The 19,669-nt window shown below is 65.4% G+C and carries 20 protein-coding genes; 10 read left to right on the top strand and 10 right to left on the bottom strand.

The window, feature by feature from the left end; genetic code table 11:
• Nucleotides 1–6: 6 nt before the first annotated feature.
• From dapF to ACVDHI_RS11050, 5 genes are all read left to right on the top strand, one after another.
• On the top strand, nt 7–837 hold the full coding sequence (gene dapF, locus ACVDHI_RS11070; protein ID WP_029313578.1) for a diaminopimelate epimerase: 831 nt from the start codon (nt 7–9) through the stop codon (nt 835–837).
• 79 nt (nt 838–916) lie between these two features.
• Entirely contained in the window at nt 917–1,597 is a 681-nt protein-coding gene (locus ACVDHI_RS11065) for a DUF484 family protein (protein ID WP_447212084.1), read from the top strand.
• The gene (gene xerC / locus ACVDHI_RS11060) at nt 1,590–2,567 is read left to right on the top strand and encodes a tyrosine recombinase XerC (RefSeq protein WP_324032167.1); all 978 of its coding nucleotides are present in this window, start codon (nt 1,590–1,592) and stop codon (nt 2,565–2,567) included. The genes ACVDHI_RS11065 and xerC overlap by 8 nt, the downstream gene beginning before the upstream one ends.
• 95 nt (nt 2,568–2,662) lie before the next feature.
• A complete protein-coding gene (locus tag ACVDHI_RS11055) occupies nt 2,663–3,373 on the top strand; it encodes an HAD-IA family hydrolase (RefSeq protein WP_447212083.1) in 711 nt (236 codons plus the stop codon).
• Nucleotides 3,374–3,444: 71 nt separating this feature from the next.
• Nucleotides 3,445–3,849 (top strand): hypothetical protein, encoded by a 405-nt coding sequence (locus ACVDHI_RS11050; protein ID WP_103858871.1) that lies wholly within the window; start codon nt 3,445–3,447, stop codon nt 3,847–3,849.
• A gap of 150 nt (nt 3,850–3,999) precedes the next feature.
• Here the strand turns inward: ACVDHI_RS11050 and ACVDHI_RS11045 are convergent, their stop codons facing one another.
• From ACVDHI_RS11045 to ACVDHI_RS11030, 4 genes are all read right to left on the bottom strand, one after another.
• The gene (locus tag ACVDHI_RS11045) at nt 4,000–4,770 is read right to left on the bottom strand and encodes a gamma-glutamyl-gamma-aminobutyrate hydrolase family protein (RefSeq protein WP_039039802.1); all 771 of its coding nucleotides are present in this window, start codon (nt 4,768–4,770) and stop codon (nt 4,000–4,002) included.
• 363 nt (nt 4,771–5,133) lie between these two features.
• The gene (yidA, locus tag ACVDHI_RS11040; RefSeq protein WP_041214347.1) at nt 5,134–5,943 is read right to left on the bottom strand and encodes a sugar-phosphatase; all 810 of its coding nucleotides are present in this window, start codon (nt 5,941–5,943) and stop codon (nt 5,134–5,136) included.
• Between the two features lie 113 nt (nt 5,944–6,056).
• A complete protein-coding gene (locus ACVDHI_RS11035) occupies nt 6,057–7,721 on the bottom strand; it encodes a DUF342 domain-containing protein (protein ID WP_042864529.1) in 1,665 nt (554 codons plus the stop codon).
• A gap of 117 nt (nt 7,722–7,838) precedes the next feature.
• On the bottom strand, nt 7,839–8,078 hold the full coding sequence (locus ACVDHI_RS11030; RefSeq protein WP_134997497.1) for a hypothetical protein: 240 nt from the start codon (nt 8,076–8,078) through the stop codon (nt 7,839–7,841).
• 37 nt (nt 8,079–8,115) lie between these two features.
• On the opposite strand from ACVDHI_RS11030, the gene ACVDHI_RS11025 reads away from it, so the two are divergent.
• Entirely contained in the window at nt 8,116–8,631 is a 516-nt protein-coding gene (locus ACVDHI_RS11025) for a metal-dependent hydrolase (RefSeq protein WP_041214350.1), read from the top strand.
• On the opposite strand, the gene ACVDHI_RS11020 is transcribed toward ACVDHI_RS11025, so the two are convergent.
• Both ACVDHI_RS11020 and ACVDHI_RS11015 read right to left on the bottom strand, forming a co-directional pair.
• Nucleotides 8,628–9,803: a competence/damage-inducible protein A gene (locus ACVDHI_RS11020; protein ID WP_447212082.1), complete on the bottom strand. Its 1,176-nt coding sequence runs from the start codon at nt 9,801–9,803 to the stop codon at nt 8,628–8,630. The genes ACVDHI_RS11025 and ACVDHI_RS11020 overlap by 4 nt on opposite strands.
• A gap of 28 nt (nt 9,804–9,831) precedes the next feature.
• On the bottom strand, nt 9,832–11,076 hold the full coding sequence (locus tag ACVDHI_RS11015) for an HD-GYP domain-containing protein (protein ID WP_041212363.1): 1,245 nt from the start codon (nt 11,074–11,076) through the stop codon (nt 9,832–9,834).
• A gap of 144 nt (nt 11,077–11,220) precedes the next feature.
• Between ACVDHI_RS11015 and metA the strand changes: the two genes are divergently transcribed.
• Complete coding sequence (metA, locus tag ACVDHI_RS11010) at nt 11,221–12,168, top strand: homoserine O-acetyltransferase MetA (RefSeq protein ID WP_010672713.1); 948 nt, start codon at nt 11,221–11,223, stop codon at nt 12,166–12,168.
• A gap of 5 nt (nt 12,169–12,173) precedes the next feature.
• Here metA and ACVDHI_RS11005 read toward each other — a convergent pair whose 3' ends face one another.
• Complete coding sequence (locus tag ACVDHI_RS11005) at nt 12,174–12,692, bottom strand: phosphatase domain-containing protein (RefSeq protein WP_447212081.1); 519 nt, start codon at nt 12,690–12,692, stop codon at nt 12,174–12,176.
• 149 nt (nt 12,693–12,841) lie between these two features.
• Here ACVDHI_RS11005 and ACVDHI_RS11000 point away from each other — a divergent pair, with 149 nt between their 5' ends.
• Nucleotides 12,842–13,312: an Lrp/AsnC family transcriptional regulator gene (locus tag ACVDHI_RS11000; protein WP_010672715.1), complete on the top strand. Its 471-nt coding sequence runs from the start codon at nt 12,842–12,844 to the stop codon at nt 13,310–13,312.
• A 55-nt stretch (nt 13,313–13,367) separates the two neighbouring features.
• Here ACVDHI_RS11000 and ACVDHI_RS10995 read toward each other — a convergent pair whose 3' ends face one another.
• The gene (locus tag ACVDHI_RS10995; RefSeq protein ID WP_447212080.1) at nt 13,368–15,332 is read right to left on the bottom strand and encodes an LTA synthase family protein; all 1,965 of its coding nucleotides are present in this window, start codon (nt 15,330–15,332) and stop codon (nt 13,368–13,370) included.
• A 258-nt stretch (nt 15,333–15,590) separates the two neighbouring features.
• Between ACVDHI_RS10995 and ACVDHI_RS10990 the strand changes: the two genes are divergently transcribed.
• Both ACVDHI_RS10990 and ACVDHI_RS10985 read left to right on the top strand, forming a co-directional pair.
• Nucleotides 15,591–15,869 carry a DUF2442 domain-containing protein gene (locus tag ACVDHI_RS10990; RefSeq protein ID WP_041214353.1) on the top strand — a complete coding sequence of 93 codons (279 nt, stop codon included), beginning with the start codon at nt 15,591–15,593 and terminating at the stop codon, nt 15,867–15,869.
• Between the two features lie 117 nt (nt 15,870–15,986).
• Nucleotides 15,987–17,603 (top strand): alpha-amylase family glycosyl hydrolase, encoded by a 1,617-nt coding sequence (locus ACVDHI_RS10985; RefSeq protein ID WP_447212079.1) that lies wholly within the window; start codon nt 15,987–15,989, stop codon nt 17,601–17,603.
• A gap of 55 nt (nt 17,604–17,658) precedes the next feature.
• Here the strand turns inward: ACVDHI_RS10985 and ACVDHI_RS10980 are convergent, their stop codons facing one another.
• Nucleotides 17,659–18,189, bottom strand: coding sequence for an MgtC/SapB family protein (locus tag ACVDHI_RS10980; protein ID WP_039039793.1), 531 nt, complete (start codon nt 18,187–18,189; stop codon nt 17,659–17,661).
• Between the two features lie 24 nt (nt 18,190–18,213).
• Nucleotides 18,214–19,656, bottom strand: a complete 1,443-nt coding sequence (locus ACVDHI_RS10975; RefSeq protein ID WP_043154036.1) for a RimK family protein — start codon at nt 19,654–19,656, stop codon at nt 18,214–18,216.
• Nucleotides 19,657–19,669: the final 13 nt, after the last annotated feature.

The raw sequence follows: 19,669 nt of genomic DNA, 5'->3' as shown, positions 1-19,669 counted from the left end.
CGCGCGATGTTGATTGAGTTTTCCAAAATGCACGGCCTCGGTAACGACTTCATGGTGGTGGATGGCGTCACCCAGAAGGTGTTCTTCAGCAACGACATCATCAAGAAGCTGGCGGATCGTCACTTCGGTATCGGCTTCGACCAGCTGTTGCTGGTGGAGCCGCCCTATGACCCCGAGCTCGACTTCCACTACCGCATCTTCAATGCCGACGGCAGCGAGGTGGAACAGTGCGGCAACGGGGCCCGTTGCTTCGCCCGTTTCGTGCGTCTCAAGGGGCTGGTCAACCGGGATCGCATCGCGGTCAGTACCGCCCGGGGCCGCATCACTCTGCAGCTGGAAGGGGAGAACCAGGTCACGGTCAACATGGGGGTGCCCCAGTTCGAGCCGGGCAAGATCCCGTTCCGTGCCCAGAAGGCGGAGAAGACGTATCTGCTGCGGGCCCAGGATCACACCGTGATGTGCGGTGCCGTCTCCATGGGCAACCCTCACTGCGTCATCGAGGTGCCCTCGGTGGCCGATGCGCCGGTGGAGACCCTGGGACCCATCATGGAGCGCCACGAGCGCTTCCCCGAGCGGGTCAACGTCGGCTTCATGGAGATGGTCAACGCCAGCGAGATCAAGCTGCGGGTCTTCGAGCGCGGGGTGGGGGAGACCCTGGCCTGCGGGACCGGGGCCTGTGCGGCCGTGGTGATAGGCATCAGCCAGGGCAAGCTCAAGGAGCGGGTCACCGTCACCCTGCCGGGTGGCAAGCTGACCATCGCCTGGAAGGGACCGGGTCAGCCCGTCTATATGACGGGGCCGGCCGAGCACGTCTTTGACGGCCAGATAGAGTTGTAGACAAGGAGCGGGTGATCCCGCTCCATCAACGGATCATATCGGGGCCCTTGGCCCCTTTTTCGGATGGATCAACCAAGTTATGAGCGAACTCAAACGGCAGGAATCACTGGTGGATGAAGCCACAGTGCTGGAGTACCTGGCCCGTTATCCCGAGTTTTTCCTGCGTCACGGGGCCATGCTGGACAAGATCCGCATTCCCCATGGGCAAAAGGGCACCATCTCCCTGGTGGAGCGCCAGCTGGACCGTCAGCGGGAGCGCATCGAGCAGCTGGAGCAGGAGATCACCGAACTGATGGGGGTCGCCAGCGAGAACGAGCGGATCTTCCGGGTCTATGCGGATCTCTACGGGGAGATCTACGGCTGCCAGACCCTGTTCGAGCTGAGCGCCGTGATGGGCAAGGCCTTCGTCCAGCGGCTGCGACTCACCGGCCTGCGGCTCTGGCTCAATCCCAGGCATTTCCAGCTGAGCGGCCCCGAGCAGCGTTTCCTGGCGCAGGGCAAACAGCTCGAACAACTGCTGGGCCTGCGCCTGCCCGGCACGGACTACTATTTCGGTCGCCTCAACCAGAGCGAGAAGCAGGCGCTGTTTGGCAATGATGTGCTGGTCAACTCGGTGGCCCTGATGCGGCTCGGGGAGCTCGGCGTGCTGGCCTTCGCGAGCTCGGATCCCAGCCACTTCACCCCCCACAACGACACCCTGCTGCTGGGTCAGCTGGGGCGTCTGCTGCAGCTGCGCCTGCCCGAGCTGGCCCGTGGCTAAGGCAACGACCCGATCCCCTGCCAAGACGCCCCCTGCCGCCGACCCCCTGCCGGTCGCACTGGCGGGGGAGCTGGACGCCTTTATCGAATACCTGCGGGTCGAGCGCCAGCTCAGCCCCCACACCCGCAGCAACTATCAGGCCCACTTAGAAGCGATGACCGCCGAGCTGATGAAGCTCGGGGTCGACGACTGGGCCCGGCTCGAGGCGAGCCAGGTGCGCAGTCTGGTGACCCGGATGCACAAGGGGGGGCTGGCGCCCCGTTCCCTTGCCACCAAGGTGTCGGCCCTGCGCAGCTTCTGCGACTGGCAGGTGCGCCAGGGGCGGCTCACCGCCAACCCGGCGCGGGGCATCGTCACCCCCAAGCAGGGGCGGCCCCTGCCCAAGAACCTGGACGTGGACGAGATGTACCAGCTGCTCAACATCACCGACGAGCAGGATCCACTGGCGGTGCGGGATCGCGCCATCATGGAGCTGATGTACTCCTCCGGCCTGCGCCTTGCCGAGCTGGTGGGGCTCAACCTCGCGGACGTGAAGCTCGAGGAGCGCCAGCTCAGGGTGATCGGCAAGGGCTCGCGGGAGCGGGTGCTGCCCATCGGGCGGATGGCGGTGGAGTGGTTGCACAAGTGGCTCAAGGTACGCCCCCTGCTGGCCGGTGACGAGGGGGAGGCATTGTTCGTCTCCAAGCGCAGGCAGCGGCTCTCGGCCCGCTCGGTACAGGAGCGGCTCGACGGCTGGGGCAACAAGCAGGCGCTCAATGCCCACGTGCACCCCCACAAGCTGCGCCACAGCTTCGCCACCCACATGCTGGAATCCTCCGGCGATCTGCGGGCGGTGCAGGAGCTGCTGGGGCATGCGGATCTCTCCACCACCCAGATCTATACCCACCTCGACTTCCAGCATCTGGCCAAGGTATATGACAGTGCCCACCCGCGAGCGAAGCGGGATCCGGAAACGCCGGAGGATGAGTGATGTGGTGTGCGATCTGCGGGGATGACAATCTCCACGTCGCCCGGGTCAGACGGGAGCTCGCAACGCCAGAGGATGAGGAGTAAAGAGGAACAGCCATGCAGTTTTACCGTCGCTGGCAGCCGGTGGCCGCCATCTCGTTCGATCTGGACGACACCCTCTATGACAACGGCCCCGCCATCACGCGGGCGGAACAGTGGATGCTGGACCACCTGCGCAGCGAATACCTGGCTACCGCCATGCTGGACAAGCCGCGCTGGCTCGCGCTCAAGCGCCAGTTGCTGCTGGACCACCCGGCGCTGAGCCACGACGTCAGCCTGGCGCGCCAGCGGGGCATTCGCGAGGCCCTGGTGCAGGGGGGCATGGAGCCCGGGCTGGCGGAGCAGCAGGCCCGGGCGGTGTTCACCGGCTTCATGGCCGAGCGCTCGAAGATAGAGGTGAGCGAGGCGACTCACGCCCTGCTGGCTCGTCTGGCGGCGCGCTACCCGCTGGCGGTGATCACCAACGGCAACCTGGATCTGGAGCAGGCGGGCCTGGCTGGCTACTTCACCTTGGTCTGCAAGGCGGGAGCGGGAGCCAGAATGAAACCGGCTCCCGACATGTTCGTGCAGGTGCAAGAGGCCCTGGGGCTGACCCCCGGCCGCATCCTTCATGTGGGGGATCACCCGGTGACCGACGTACTGGGGGCCAGGCTGCACGGCTTTCGGGCCGCCTGGCTCAACGAGAGCGGTCAGTCCTGGCAGTCGTTGTCGCTGCTGCCGGATGTGGAGCTGGGGCAGCTGCAGGATCTGGCCACCCTGCTGCTCTGAGCTGGGGGTGAGGGACAGATTCCGTGATCTATATCTGGCAATAACAACAAGGGAGCAAGGGCGTGAAGGGAATGAAGGGTGTCATCTGGCTGGCGATCCCCATGATGCTGGCGGGATGCGATCTGGTGCAAGACCGTTACCGGATGGAGTTCAGGGACGGATCCTGGCGGGAGATCGCCATCTCCCCGTTTTCCGACGAGGCGCGCTGGCGCGAGGGGTGTGCCACCGGCGAGATCCAGGTGGACATGACCCTGCCCCTGAAACGGGGCAAGGTGGTGAATGGCCGGGAGCAACTGCTCATCGGCGGCGAGCTGTTCGAGCTGGAGGATGCCCGTCTCTATCGCGGCAACGGCATGGTGCTCGGGCAGGCCCCGGACCATATCCAGCGGGGCCTCAAGGGGCTGGATGTCTGCCGAACCCTGCGCCCTGATCGCGGGGCCCTGCCCAAGCTCAAGGGCAAGGGATTTGGCGACTAGCCCGTCTGCTGCCTGAGCGGGCGGCAGGCGTCGCCGAAGGCAGTGGACAGCTTGATGGCGTGGAGGTTCACAGGACCGCCACGTCGGATGCCTCCGGGCAGCCCCCGATGTACGGGGCCCTGTCCAGGCTCAAGGGCAAGGGGTCGGCGACTAGCCGACCTGCTGCCTGAACCGGCGGCAGGCGTCGCCAAAGGCGGTGAAGAGCTTGATGGAGTGGGGGTTCTCGCTGGCCTTCCACTCCGGGTGCCACTGCACCGCCAGCAGGAAGGGGGAGAGAGCGGGTGCGTGGATCGCCTCGATCAGCCCGTCTTCGGCATGGGCCAGGGGGGCCAGCCCCTTGGCCAGCGTCTTGATCCCCTGCCCATGGAGGGAGTTGACCGGAATCGACGGCTGCCCCATCAGCTCGGCCAGCCAGGTACCGGGCACCAGCTCGACCTGATGGCTCTCGCCATACTGCTCGTCCACCGGGTCATCTGCATCCTCCCGATGATCGTCATAACCCGGCTCGCAATAGACCTTCTGGTGAATGTCGCCTCCCAGAGCCACGTTGATCTCCTGCATGCCGCGGCAGATCCCGAGGATCGGCAGGCCACGGTCGAGGGCGGCGCGCACCAGGGGAATATCGAACAGATCCCTGTCCCTGTCCTGGGGCTTCTCCGGGGTGAGGTTCTCCTGGCCATAGAGGGCAGGATCGATGTTGGATCCGGCACCGCTCAGATAGACCCCGTCGGCGAGGTCCAGATACTGCTCCAGATCCTCGGTGCCACAGCAGGTGGGCACCAGCAGCGGCACGCAGCCGCTGATCTCCACCAGAGGCTTGATGTATTTGTGGGTCATGACCTGGTAGGCGTGGCCACTGCGGGCCTGGGCCCCCATGGTCATCAGCACGACGGGTTTGTTATGGGCACTGGGGTTGGGCATAGGTCACCTTGGCTATCCTTGGCGGTCTCATCCTGCGCCTTGGGAAGGCCCTTGCCGCCTCTGCTCGCAAGGGCATGCCTCAAGGCATGGTCGTGGGATCAGGGTCGCGCCAGCGTGCCAGAATCGTCGGTCAGCCTTGGCAACGACAGCCTGGATCCTGCCTCCAGTCTGCCAAGGCCGTTCAATATGTCAAACAAAATGATGCAATTATGTTAACCGTTGATGTCGGGATACGGCTGTGAGTCCCATTTAAAGGGGCTTGAGGGGGAATGCCTGGTGCGGCGAGAGATTTGATGGTGGATATATTAAACATCTGGCCGGGCGGCCGGATAGCAGAAGGGGCCCACAGGGCCCCTTGTCGACTCAGGCGTTCAGGATGAAACGTTCGATCACCTGGGCGACCCCGTCTTCATCGTTGCGCCCCGTGGTGTGCTGTGCCAGCGCCTTGATCTCGTCGGTGGCGTTGCCCATGGCGACCCCGAGTCCGGCGTAGGCGATCATGTGGTGATCGTTGCCCGCATCCCCCACCGCGATCACCTGGGAGGCATCCAGCCCCAGGTGCTCGGCCAGGGCGGCGACGCCGGTGCCCTTGTTGCTGCGCTTGTTCATGAACTCGAGGAAGTAGGGGGCGCTGCGCACCACGGTATAGCGCTCGTGGAGTTCGGCGGGCAGCTGGGCGATGGCACGGGAGAGCAGGGGCTCTGGGTCAATCATCATCACCTTCATGATCTGCTCGTCGTCGGGCAGGGTGGCGAAGTCCACCAGGTTGATGGGTTGACCGATGAGGCGGGATTCGTGCTCGGTATAGGGGCTGATCCTGGGGCTGATGAGCCCCTGGCGGACGGAGAAGCCGTGGATGTTCACCCCCAGCTCACAGGCCAGGTGGGCGATGGCACGGGCATCGCTGCCGGTCAGCAACTGGCTGCGGATGATGCGTTGCTCGGACACCTGCTGCACCAGGGCGCCGTTGTAGCAGATGACGTAGTCATCCTGGCCGGTGAGGCCCAGCTCGGTCAGGGCGGCGGTCATGCCTTCCAGCGGGCGGCCGGAGGCCAGCACCACGGTCACGCCCCTGGCGCGGGCTGCCGCGATGGCGGCCTGGGTGCGGGGGGAGATTCGGCCCTCTGGGGTCAGCAGGGTGCCATCCATATCCAATGCGATCAGCTTGTACATCTTCTCACTACCTGAGTCTGGCCGGCCCGCCCGATGGGGCCATGGGGAGGCCGAGTGTAGCGAAAATCGCCGCCGGGATCACGCCGCCTGCCGACGCGGGGGCACGTTGCCCCTCAGCGCTGTCCCTGGTAGGGGGTCAGTTGCAGCTGATCTTCCCGGATGGCGAAGTGGATGGGGCCGTGCTCGATGTCGACCCTGTTGTGGTGGTGGGCCATCTCCACCTCGACGCCGGGGAAGAGGCGCTGGGTGGCGATGATGTCCATGTTGGCCATGAGCGCTTGCAGCTCCCGCTGCGCCTCGGCGAGCTGCTCGTCCAGGCTCTTGCTCTCGTCGAACTGGCGGGTGCGCAGCGCCTTGATCTTCTGCAGGGTCTCGGGATTGCGCTTGTCACGAGGCAGTTGCAGCAGCCGCAGGATGAGATCCTGCAGCTTGTCTATCTGCTCGGCGCAGGTCTGTTTGCGCTGGCGCAGCGCCAGCTCCTGCTCCTTCTGGCTGAAATAGCCACCGAGGATCTGCAACCGGGTCCGATTGGCCGCCGAGGCTCCGAGCACCGGTGCCATGATGAGCCGGTTGGCGATGTTGATGCCGCCGATGAGGTGCCCCTTGCGCATGGCGCTGTCCCCCACCTTGAGATCCTGGCCGCTGCGGCAATAGCAGTGGCTGAGCTGGCTCAGGATATGGATGTCGCCATCGGCCTCCAACCTGGCGTACTGGGCATAGCTGGCGTGGATCTCCCCCCCGGCGTTGAGGTGGCAGAGGTATTCGTCGTCCGCCAGCTTGCGCCCTATGATGCCGTTGCGCACCGTGATGGTGCCGCCGGATTCGATGTAGCCGCCCTCGACGAAGCCGCCGATCACCACGTCCCCGCTGGTCTTGACGCGCATGCCGGGCATGACGTCCCCGGTGACCAGCAGGGATCCCTCGAACTCGACGTGGCCGTGGCGGATGTCGACCTGCTTGACGTTGAGTACCTCGTCGACCCGCATCCCGGCACGCTCCTGACAGGGGAGTCCCGGGCGTGTCGCCAGCAGCAGGTCCGGATCCTCGGGGGAGAGGCAGGTGCCGTCACCCGGCGTCATGGCGCTCTCCTTGCCGTGGCGGGCGGTCAGGGTCTGGCCCGTCACGGTGAAGCCGTCGATGCCCTGGGTGGCGGGGTGCCTGCGCATCAGCAACGCCCCCGCCTTGACGGTGAGCAGGGTGCCGAGGTCGCGCATGTCCACCTTGCCGTGATCCCGCTCCTGGGGTTTGAGGATCCGCTCGGCTGCGGTCTCCACCAGCCGCTCCAGGCGGGTATCCAGGCCGTGCCTGGCGGCCTTGCCGAGGGCGATGACGGGATTGAGCTGGGCACCGGGGGCCGCCTCACCCGCTGCCTGGATGGCGGCGGCAAGGAGTCGCTCGCTCACCCCCTGCTTGACCGTGCTGGCCGCCAGGGCCTCCTGCAACCGGGCCAGGGTCAGGGGCTGGCCACCCCAGTCCGCGGTGATCTGCGCCCTGGCGCTCATCTGGTCCTTGTCCACCTGGATGAGCAGCCTGGCATCCTGGCGCCGGGCAATGGGGACTGGTGGATGCGCGGGGGCATCCGGCTCTGCGATGAGGGCGTTGAGCAGGGTGACGGCTTCGCGGATCCCCTCGCCGAGGGGTTCGTAGCGCCGACAGTTGGAGAGTCGCAGCAGGGCCAGGACGTCGCTTTCCTGGATGGGCTCGGTGAGGCCCGGGGTGATGCGCAGACAGACATAGCTCATGTCGGCCGACAGCTGAAACCACGCTTTGCTTAACACCGGGCCCTCCTTCGTTGTCCCTGTCCGGTTTGCCCCATGTCGGGGCCTCTCCTTGCCGGCATCCGATGCCGCCGGGGCGGATCCAACGCGCAGTATTCGGGTATTTTTCCTTCCGGGTCAACGATCTGAATGCAAATGGGTGAGCCGGGTTGAGGAAATATCGGCTGACGGGAGAGGGGCGGAGCCGGCCATGCCATGGGCTCCATTGCGGTTTTTTAGCGCAATATGCTGATGTTTTATGCTTTCGCTATCCAGAGTGTCCATCACGTTCAAGGAGGCGACGCAAATCACCTTGCCAGGCAGGAAGAGAAGGATTTTAATCTGCCGCCGCCCCAGGGCGAGGACCCTGGTCGCCATCGATCAGCCCCTTTTTCTGTCCAACCGAACGAGCCCCATGACCGCCCAAGGCCACCTGCTGTTTTCCGTCACCTGCGTCCTGCTTGCCCACAAGGTCGGGCTGACTCCGGCCCTGGCCGATGCCAGCCTGTGGCACATCGTCCCCATGGCCCTGGCGAGCGCCCTGCTGCCGGATCTCGATCACCCCCGTTCCCTGCTCGGGCGGCAACTGCCCTGGATCTCGGGGCCGCTCTCCCGGCTGTTCGGCCATCGTGGCTTCACCCACAGCCTGCTGGCGGTGGGGATGGGGGTCTGGGGGCTGGCCCAGGTGGAAGCCCCCTGGTTGCTGTCGGGGGCGGTGAAGGATGCCCTCATCGTGGGCTATCTCAGCCATCTGCTGGGGGACTGGCTCACCCCCATGGGCATTCCCCTGCTCTGGCCCTGGCGTCGGCGCTTTCGCCTGCCCGGCCTGCCCCTCAAGAGCGGCGGGGGCTACGAGAGGGCCTTCTGCCTGCTGACCCTGGCGCTCGCCGGGTACTGGGTCCATGGCGGTGCAGGCTTGGCTCACTTCTAGCCCCGGGCGCCCTCCTGGCCCCTGGCCGTTCGGGTCAGGGTGAGGTAGTCGGCGAGCACCGGCAGCCCCAGCAGGTGGCGGCGCAGCATGTCGAGGGCGGCGAAGGCGAGGATCCGGCGACCGCTCGCGGGATCCGGGTGGCTGACCCTGAGCGTCTGGCCGTGCAGTTGCCCGTCGGCGCAGAGCAGCAGCGGCACGCCGTCCGGCCCGGCACGGCCTATGGTGAGGCTCAGGGGGGCGGCGGGCACCGCCAGTTGAGTCAGATCGTCGCTCAGGGTGTGGCTGAAGCCGGCGGTCAGGGCCGGGTGCCCGTGACACATGGCCAGCAGGGCGCCCCGGCTCTCCCCTTCTTGCAGGTGCAGCGACCGCTCCCCCAGCAGGGCCAGGATCTGGCTGGCAGGCGCCTCGTTGCCACGCCCTACCAGCCAGGGGGCGATGGCCGCAAGCAGCCTCGCCTCGGCGGCGTCCATGTCGGCGGTGCTGGCACCGTGGCCGATGAGCTTGAGCTCGATGAGAGGCATGGAGGAGCGGTAGCCCAGCTCGATGCCGGCAGGCCAGGGGGCCGCATCCAGCATGTCGCTGAGGGCGGACTCCGAGACGCCGAAGGTGTAGAAACGGCGCAGCTCGGTGTCCGTCTCTTCCCCGGCCAGCGCCTTGAGGCGGGGCATGATCTGTTCGCGCACCATCTGCTTGAACTCGAACGGCACGCCCGGGGTGAAGAAAAGCCGGCTCTGGCCGTGGCTGGCCGGGTGGCGGACCACAAAGCCGCAGGCGGTGCCCACCGGGTTGTCGAGGATCTCGCAGTCCCGGGGCAGCCAGGCCTGCTTGGTGTTGCTCCGGGCCATGGTGCGGCCCCGGCTGGCATAGCGTTCGGCCATGGTGGCGAGCCAGTCCGGGAACAGGGTCAGGGGCTGGTCAAACGCCTCGGCCGCGGCCTGGGCGGTGAGGTCGTCCGCCGTGGGGCCGAGCCCCCCGCACACCAGTACCACCTCGGCGCGGTTGGCGCTCTCCTGCAGCACAGCTGTCAGATCCGCGAGGTTGTCCCCCACGGTGGCGCGGCGGCGCACCTGCCAGCCCTGCTCCAGCAAGAGGGCGCTGAGCCAGGCGGCATTGGTGTCCACCACCAGGCCGGTCACTATCTCGTCGCCTGTGCTGATGATCTCGATGCGCATGGGGACTCCTTGGGTGGGGCCAGCCCTCTCAGGGCTTGCCGTGTTCGAAGTAGTAGCTGATCCGGGTGCGGGGATTGAGGTATTCGAACACCGCCGGGGGCAGGCGTTTGGGCTGGATCACCTTGGCGATGGTCAGCCCGGCCGCGTCGAGGTCGATGATGGCCGCCTCCTGGCGCGGAATGCGGGGGTCGTATACCAGCACGGCGGGGTAGAGCAGGCGGGAGGCGTTGACCGACATCACCAGCCCCACCTGGCCGTTGGAGAGCTGCACCACGCTGCCCGGGGGGTAGACCCCCATCAACCGGATCAGCATGCCGAGGTGATCGGCGTTGAACTGGGACTTGCGCTGCTTGTAGAGGCTGCCGAGAGCCGCGTAGGGCACCTTGGCCTCCAGGTGGCAGAGGTTGTCGTACTCGTTGATGAGGGAGACGATCTGGGTGAGGGGATCGAGCTGATCCCCCTTGAGCCCCTGGGGGCCGGTGCCGTCCAGGTACTCGTGGTGGTTCTGCACTATCTGCTTGGCCGCTTCCGGAAAATCGCTGACCAGCCCCAGCAGTTCCAGGCCGTAGCGGGGATGCTGGGCCATCAGGTTCTGCTCCGGCTTGGTCAGCGGCTCCGTCTTGCGCAGGATCTGGCTCGGGATCCTCAGCTTGCCGATGTCGTGGAACAGGGCCCCCATGCCGACCTGACGGATTGCCTCGGCCGGCAACTTGCACTCCCGGGCGAGCAGCATGCTGAGCACGCTGACGTTGAGGGAGTGAAACTGCAGGCTGTTGCCATCATCGCTGTCTGAGACCAGGTGCAGCACCATCTCGTCCACCGAGAGGAGCTGCTCCGTCATGGCGTTGATCAGCTCCTGGGCCTCGCTGATGGCGTTGAGGGGGCGGGACTGGATCTTGCCCATGAGGTTGCGCACCTGGGCCAGGGATTGGCGGAACTGTTTCTCGCACTGCTGCAGGTCGCGGCGATAGCGCTGCAACTGCTCGATGCGCCGCAGTTTCTCCTGCTGCATCTCCTCCTGGCGGGCGACAAGACCCTCTCCCTCAACCTCATCTGCCTGGGACTGGGTCTGTCCGAGGGGCTTGGGCGGCGTGTCGCTCTTGTCGGGAATGATGGTCACCAGCTTGAGGCCAAGGCGACGAATGAGCTCGATCTCCTCCTCGCTCTTGAGCTTGAAGCTGGAGAACAGAAACGGGTGCTCACGCCATCCCAAAGGCAGGGAGACATAATTGCCGACTTGCAGCCGTTCTACGGAGATCTTGATTCCTGTCATGGGGTTGGGCACGAGGGACACACTGAGCCGTATGCTAGTCAAAGGGCGGGGTGAATACAAAAGGTATCTGATGACAGCGGGAGCGCTTTATTATAGGCTTCTAGATGTCCAGACATATTTACCGATGCAGTACAGGGAGTCAGCATGCCGATCAAGATCCCGGACCAGTTGCCCGCCGCCGAAGTGCTGGGGCAGGAGAACATCTTCGTGATGACGGAATCCCGGGCCGTCACCCAGAACATCCGCCCGCTGCGGGTGCTCATCCTCAATCTGATGCCCAAGAAGATAGAAACCGAGATCCAGCTGATGCGGATGCTCTCCAACTCGCCCTTGCAGGTGGACGTGGATCTGTTGCGCATCGACGATCGGGAGTCGAAAAACACGCCCCAGGCGCACCTGGAGAACTTCTATCACGACTTCGAGCAGGTGAGAGGCAACAACTACGACGGCATGATCATCACGGGGGCGCCGCTCGGGCTGGTGGAGTTCGAGGAGGTGGTCTATTGGCCCCGCATCGTCGAGATCATCGAGTGGTCCCATCAGCATGTCACCTCCACCCTCTTCCTCTGCTGGGCGGTGCAGGCGGCGCTGAAAGCCTTGTACGGCATGGAAAAGCAGACCCACGGCGAGAAGCTCTCCGGGGTCTATCGCCACCACCGCCTCGACGAGCACGAGGCGCTGCTGCGTGGCTTCGATGACGAATTCGTGGCGCCCCACTCCCGTTATGCGGCCTTCGACGGGGATCTCATCCGCGCCCACACCGATCTGCAGATCTTCGCCGAGTCGGAAGAGGCGGGTGTCTATCTGGCCGCCACCAAGGATTGTCGCCAGGTGTTCGTCACCGGCCATCCGGAATATGACGCCCTGACCCTGGATGGGGAATACCGGCGGGATCTGGCGGCCGGGCTCACCCCCGTCATTCCGGTCAACTATTACCCGAACAACGACCCGAGCCAGACCCCGCGCGCCACCTGGCGTAGCCACGGTCACCTGCTGTTTTCCAACTGGCTCAACTATTACGTCTACCAGTTGACCAGCTACAAGGTGGAAGACATCGGCAAGGTGTTTACCTACCAGCAGCCCAAGGGATAGAGCCCTCAGTCCGCCCCGGCCAGCCGCCGTCCACGGGTATCGAGCCAGTGACGGTGGCAGGCCAGGGTGAAGGCCCGTGGCCGTCTGGCCCGGATGAGGGTCATGGCCTCCTGCTGGGGCAGCCCCTGGGTCATCAGCACCAGGGCGGCCGCCAGCCCGGTACGCCCGCTTCCGCCGTGGCAGTGAATGGCAAGGTGCCGTCCCTCGCGCAGCAGGGCGAGCAGTCGGGGTTGCACCCCGGGCCAGGCCTGTTCGAAGGCGGCATCCGGTGCCTCGTCATCCGCAATGGGCAGATGGAACCAGCTCATGCCTCTGGCCTGCACCAGCTGCCCGAGAGAGAGGGGCCCGCACAGGGCCAGCTCTTCTTCCGTCATCAGGGTAAGCACCCCGCCGGCACCGGCCAGCTGCAACTGGGCAAGGGCGTCGGCCATGGGGACCTGCTGGCTGCCGGGGCAGGGGGTGAGCAGGAGCTGGCCGTCGAGCCGTGGAATGTCCAGGCTCCAGAAGGGATGGGCACTGAGCATGGGGTTCCTCGTGGTGGCCGGGATCAACGGGATCGGCATCCCGCGGGTGCGGCACAGCATAGAGGGGCCGGAGGCGATGTCAATCTGCGTTGTGTTCGGCCCGGTTTACGGGCAGAGTCTAAAAAAATCGAGCGATGCAAGGAGTAAAGATGAGAAACCTGGATCAACTGGACTTGGACATCCTGGCCCATCTGTTTCGCGATGCGGGCATGACCAACAAGGATTTGGCGGCCCTGGTCGGGGTGGCGCCGTCCACCTGTCTGGAGCGGGTGCGCAAGCTGCAGCAGGATGGCGTGCTCAAGGGGGCGCACTGCGAGGTGGATTACCAGGCCCTAGGCGGACACATCCAGGCCATGGTCTCCCTGCAACTGGCCCGTCACAGCCGCCAGATCATCGATGCGTTTCGCGACGCCATCCTGGCCCTGCCCGAGGTGATCAGCCTGTTCCATATGGGTGGCAAGGATGATTTCCTGGTGCACCTGTGCGTCTCCGATACCGAACACCTGCGCAATTTCGTCTTCGATCACTTCACCTCCCGGGAAGAGGTGGTCCATCTCGAGACCTCCCTGGTGTTCGAGCACAGGTTCAGCCGCTCGCTTCCCTGCTTCCCCCACCCCTGACGGGGCGAGCCGCAAGAAAAAACCGCCCGAGGGCGGTTTTTTTGTGGGCGGTTCCTCAGTTGAGAGCCAGCCGGCTGTCCTGCGCCGTCCGGTAGAGCCCCTGCTGATAGGCCAGGCTGCCCCACAGGACCAGCCCCAGGGTGGCATCCTTCATGGCGCCCGGCTGCGGCGCCGGGGTGAGCGTCTCGGTCGCATCCTCGTAGATGAAGCCTTCCGGCGCCCGCTCGGGCTGCAGGATCACCACATCCTTGCCGCGCATCAGGGCGAAGTTCTTGTCGTATTGCATGATGGCGCGCCCCGGCCAGTCGGCGGGCATGCGGGTGAGATCCTTGCCCAGCATGGGGTAGTCGGCACTTATGCCCATGAGGGAGAGCAGGGTCGGGGCCATGTCGATCTGGCTGACGATGCGAGGGTCCTTTCTCGGTGCTATGCCGTCCCCCAGGATGACCCCCGGGATGTGGAAGCGGGGGATGGGCACCAGGCTGGCTCCCCCGACCCGGCTGTCGTGATCGGCGATGACCAGGAACAGGGTGTCCTGCCAGTAGTCCGATGCCCTGGCCTTCTTGAAGAACTCGCCGACGGCGTAGTCCGCGTACTTGGCGGCGTTGTTGCGGGTCTGCTTGGGCTGCTCGTACAGGGCGATGCGGTTGTCGGGGAATTCGAAGGGATCGTGGTTGCTGGAGCTGAACACCAGGCTGAAGAAGGGTTTGCCCTCCTTGTGCAGCGCCGCGAAGGTCTCGTTGGCCTTGGCCATCAGATCTTCATCCGAGGCGCCCCAGGATCCCTCGAACACCGGGTTCTTGAAGTCCTTCTGCTCGACGATGGTGGTGAAGCCGTTGCCGAGGAAGAAGCTGCGCATGTTGTCGAAGTGGCTCTCGCCACCATAGATGAAGCTGGTGTCATAGCCTCGCTGCTTGAGCAGGTCGGCGATGGTGAAGAAGTTGGTCTGGCTCTTGCCGAGCTTGACCACGGCCTGGGCCGGGGTCGGCGTGAAGCCGGTGAGCACCGCCTCGATGCCGCGTACCGAACGAGTACCGGTGGCGTAGAGCTGCTCGAACGCCCAACCCTCTTTCGACAATGCATCGATGTTCGGGGTGAGCGGCAGGCCGCCGAGGGAGCCGACGAACTGGGCCCCCAGGCTCTCTTGCAGCAGGATCACCAGGTTTTTGGGCTTGCCCTGGTAGCTGGCCGTGTTGAAGGTCTGGCTCGGCAGATCGGCAGAGGTGAAATCCCCGAGAGGGCGACCGCTCTCCTCGCGGACTATCTCGAGTACCTGATGGTCAGCCATCTTGCCGTAAAACTGGCTGGCGTCCTCCTCGGCCCCCATCTGCTTGATGGCAAAGAAGAGGGAGTAGGCGGAGTTGACGGTGAGGGCGTTGACCAGGGGATCGTCGGCAAAGGCCACCATGGCCGGGTTCAGGGCGCGATGGCCGAGACTGGAGCGGGCGCCGAGAAAGCCGACGGCGAGGATCAGCAGGGCGAAGGCGGGGCGCCAGTACCAGCGGGGGAAGCTTAGGTCACGCACCAGGCGGCCGCTCAGCCACCAGCCACCGCCGAGTACGGCGCCGCTGAAGATCACGGCCAGCAGCAGCTCGCCCTTGCGGCCAGCCCACAGCATGGAGAGCACCTCCTTCGGATAGATGAGGTACTCCACATAGAGGCGGTTGGGGCGCACCCCGTATTCGGTGACGAAGGCGGGAGTGGAGATCTCGAGAAAGAGCATCAGCCAGAGCCCCAGGGTGAGCCAGATCCGGATAAGCTGCATCCAGAGCCGCCCCGGCGCGTGGGGTCCGGCCAGCAACTGGGTCAAGACGGCGGGTACGCCCCAGACCCAGCAGAGGGTGGCAACGTCGACGCGAATGCCTTGCAGCAGCATCTCCTGCCAGCCAGAGACGGCATCCACCCGTTCCAGTTGCCAGAGCCCCAGGCCAAGGCGGCTGACGGTCAGGGAGATGAGCGCGATCAATGAAAATACGGCGATGGGCCAAACCGGTCCCAGCCATTGTCTGATGGTGGTCATATTGTTCCTGCAAACCTGTTTGCGCCCAGTCCCCGGACGCATTGTTGTTATGGTGCAGGAGTATGACAGTGGCGCCTGGCAAAGGTTGCATGGGCATGGGGTATACATGGAAAAGTTGGCACGTTTTATGATTTTTTTGTGACGGGATGCAGGGTTCGAAGAGAGCATAAAACGCTGGGAAAACTGTGATCCTGCTGGCACATCGAGACAAGGGTCGTGCCTATAATGGCGCCGAATTTCTCAATCGGAGCCGAAGGGATGCCGGTCTTCATCGATGTGGAATATATGCAGGGCTGGTCTTTGTTCGTGGTGCTCTCCGACGGCACCACAGGCGTGCTGGATCTCACCCCCTGGCGCGGCCAGCCGCTGTTTGCGGCCATGGAGACCGAGCGTCGCTTCGCCCGTGTCTTCATCGATGATCGCCATCAACTGGCGTGGCCCACGGGCTTCACCCTGGCGGCCCACGAGGTCTACCACCTGATCCTGCCCATCGACGAGCGCGCCGCCTTCCCCGATCGCAACATGCATCGATTCTGACATGCTAACTCGTTGAGTCAGGTAACGTTTTCAGTCACAGACCCGCGTCGGTCAGGTCGATATCATGACCCCAGTGCGGCGCTTTGGGCGCCCATCCACCACAGCGGGAACATAACAATGAAACAAGGAACGTTGCGTCGTGGCGGCCTCATCGGGGCCGCCCTGTTACTGACGGCTTGCGGCAGCGGGGGAGGCGGTGGCAGCAGTGACCCCCAGCCCCCGGTGGTCAATCCGCCCCCCGCGTCGGCCAGCCGCGCCTGCTACGGCAATGATCAGCCAGCCTGCAACCTGCGCACCTACCAGGTGATGGTGGAGTCCTTCGTCGACGGCGACGGCAGCGCCAACTACGGCGTCGGTTACGGCCCCTCCCGGCACAACGGCGATCTGCAGGGGATCATCGACAGCCTCGACCACATCAAGAGCCTCAACGTCAACGCCATCTGGCTCACGCCGGTGTTTGACTCCTGCGCCGGTCAGGCCGGGGACGACCGGCTGGATGCCACCGGCTACTTCGCCTGCGACTTCTTCAACGTGGATCCCAACTTCGGCAGCAACGCCCAGCTCAAGCAACTGGTGGACGGGGCGCACCAGCGCGGGCTCTATGTCTTCCTCGACGGGGTGTTCGGCCACGTCAACAAGGTGGGGGTGAGCAAGCCTTCACCAGAGGGGCGGCTGCCTGCCCTCAAGAGCGGCGGCGCAGGCTACCCGGGCCAGCTGGTGGATTACGGCCAGCCCGAGAGTCTGGCCTACTTCAAGGAGGTGGCCCGTTACTGGGTCGAGCAGTACGGCATCGACGGCTGGCGCCTCGATCAGGCTTATCAGCTGGGGCTGGATGACTGGCGCGCCATTCGCAGCGAGGTGGCCCAGGCCAGCGCGGCGCGCAAGGCCGCCGGCCAGCAGTGGGGCACCCTCGGCTACATGGTGGGGGAAGTGTGGAAGGGCGCCGACGAGATCCGCGCCCAGGCCTATGGCCCGAGCGACAACCCGGCGCTCTCTTCGGCGTTCGACTTCCCCCTGCGCTACGGCCTGGTACAGGCGCTGGCGGTGGAAGAGTCCGGCAAAGGCGGGCAGGGGGCCAGCGTGCTCGACGCCAGCTGGAACAAGGTGGAGAACTACCCGGACCACGCCATGCCCAACCTGATGCTGGGCAACCACGATCTGGTGCGCTTCGGCGATCTGCTGGAGCGGGGCAACTTCAATGGGGCGGACTACTGGCAACGCCACAAGGCGGCCTTCAGCTTCATGGCCGCCCGCTCAGGTCCCATTACCTTCTACTATGGTGAGGAGTTTGGCGACGAGGTGCCTGGCTTTGCCAGCCAGGTGGGGGGCGACTGTGCGGCCCAGGGGCTCTGCGATGATCACGTGGCCCGCAGCGATGGCAAGGTCCCCGGTGTCACCGGCTTCGTGCCGAGCAGCGAGCAGGCCGAGCTCAAGCAGTGGCTGAGCGACCTGCTGGCCTTGCGCGCCGCCCACCCCGCCCTCTATCAGGGGGAGCGGGTCAAGCTGGTGGCCGAGGGGAGCGTCTATGGCGACATCAAGCAGACGGCGGGCGAGCAAGTAGTCTACCTGCTCAACGTCTCCACCACGCCTCAGAGCTACGCCGTGCCGGTCGGCAAGCTGCGCAGCGGCAGCGCCCTGGTGGATCTGCAGAGCGGCGAGAACCTGGCCATCGGTGGCAGCAGCGTGACGGTGGACTTGCCGCCCCTCTCCGGCCGCTTCCTGCTGGTGCGCTGAGGGAGGCAGGCAACAGAAAGGGCTCCATTATGGAGCCCTTTTTCATGGTGGCGGCTTACTTCTCGATGCCGCTGCCCAGATCGTCCCGGCGGGAAGAGACCGAGGGCTCGGCCCCGTGGCGCCAGTGTTCCAGCCGGTTGTGCACCCCGCGGCGCAGGCTCTTGAAGCTGGCTTCCAGATAGTCCACCCCCACCAGGATGGAGAGGGTGACGACGGTGAGCAGCAGCGCCTGATGCAGCATGTCCATACCGATGAGGGCGCCGAGGGCGGCCAGCATCCAGATGGCGGCGGCGGAGGTCACCCCCAGCACCTGACCATCCCGGGTCATCATGACCCCGGCCCCGAGAAAGCCGACCCCGGTGATGAGCTGACCCAGCACCCGCGCCTGATCGGCGCCCTGAGGACTGACGGCGGCGCCGATAGCGAGAAAACAGTAGGTGCCGAGCACGATGAGGGAAGAGGTACGGATCCCCACCGGCTTGCCGCGAAGCTGCCGCTCCAGCCCCACCAGGGTGCCACACACCAGACAGACCAGGATGTTCTCCCAGCCAAGGGGCGCGATGTCCCACCACTGCATTGTCATCATATCCACCTCTGCTCGCGATGCTTGTTATCCTGTCGCGCTCTGCCCCCGGTTCTCCAGCCGCTGGCGGAAGGCCCGGGCGAGGCGCTCGTAGAGGTCCTTTGCCTCCCTGTCTTCAATATCGCCACGTATCCAGGGGTTGTCGATGATTTCCAGCAACACGCAGCCCTGACCCTGCTGGCGCAGATCCACCCCGAACAGGCCGTTGCCGAGCTGGTGCACGGCGCGGCGGGCGGTTTGCAGCACCCGCTCCGGCACGTCGCTGAGGGGCAGCGCCTCGATGCGGCTCATGTCGAGGGGGTGTTTGCGGCGACGGATGCGGTTGCCGGGTTCGGGTCGGTAGCGGCGGCAGGCGAACAGCGGCGAGCCGTCGAGAAAGCCGATGCGCCAGTCGAACTCGGCAGGGATCCGGCTCTGGACCAGCAGCAGGGCGGAGCGGGCCAGCCCCTCGTCCAGCAGGCGGGCGAGCTGGATGTCATCGCCGGCCATGGCGAGGTCGCGCCCCTGGGCGCCGTCGGGGATCTTCACCATCAGCGGCAGACCGAGGCGCTGCACCAGTTCGTCCACATGCTGGCGGCCGCGGCGGGTCACGACGGTGGTGGGGGGCATGGGCACGCCGCTGCGCACCATCAGCTCGTAGAGATAGAGCTTGTTGCTGCAGGCGAGGATGGCACGGGAGCTGTCGATGACCGGCATCTTGAGCTGCTCGGCGCGGCGGGCAAATTCGAAGGTGTAGTGGCCGACCGCGGTCTCGGCGCGCAGCCAGAGGGTGTCGAACTCCGGCAACCGCTCGATGGCCGAGGGAGGCAGGATCTCGGCCTGGATCCCCTGGGCCGCGGCCGCCTTGATGAAACGCTCCAGCGCCAGGGCATCGCTGCTGGCGCGGCCGTCGTTGGGGTCGACCAGGATGGCGAGCTGGTAGCGTGGCGCCGTCTGCTCCTCGTCCCCCGTGCCCACCAGCGCCTGGGCGTGCTGCACCATCAGCGCCTTCTCGCTCGGGCTCAGCGCCAGCGGTGACAGGCTCTCCTGCTGGCGCACCGACCAGCCGTGGCGACCGCGCTTGAGGGTCAGCTCCTGCAGCGGCAACTGGCTCAGGCCGTAGTAATAGCGGGCGAGCCCCGCCAGCTCGCTCTGTTCGCACTGGCCGAAGATGGCGCGCACCCGGATCCTGTCTTCGCTCTGCTGGGCCAGCCAGCCCTGCAATTTGCGCCACAGCTTGGCGGGAGGCTGCTGGGGTTGCAGCCTGCTGATGGCCTGCAATCCCGGCAGGCAGTGGTGGCCGCGGGCCTGGGCCAGCAGGGAGCAGTAATAACCGGCCCCCAGGTGTTCCAGGCTGCGGCAGAGGTTGATGATGCGCGGACGCCCCCCTGTGGTGGGCAGACCGTGTTGCAGGTAGGTGCGGGCGGTCAGCAGATAGTCGGCATGGCAGGGCCAGTCGCCCGGCTCCTCGACGATGACATAGGTACTCATATTTTCAGGCTCC

Source organism: Aeromonas sp. 25-248 (assembly GCF_053005425.1).
Note: the sequence above shows the minus strand (reverse complement) of the source record. Positions and strands in the feature narration are given on the sequence as shown.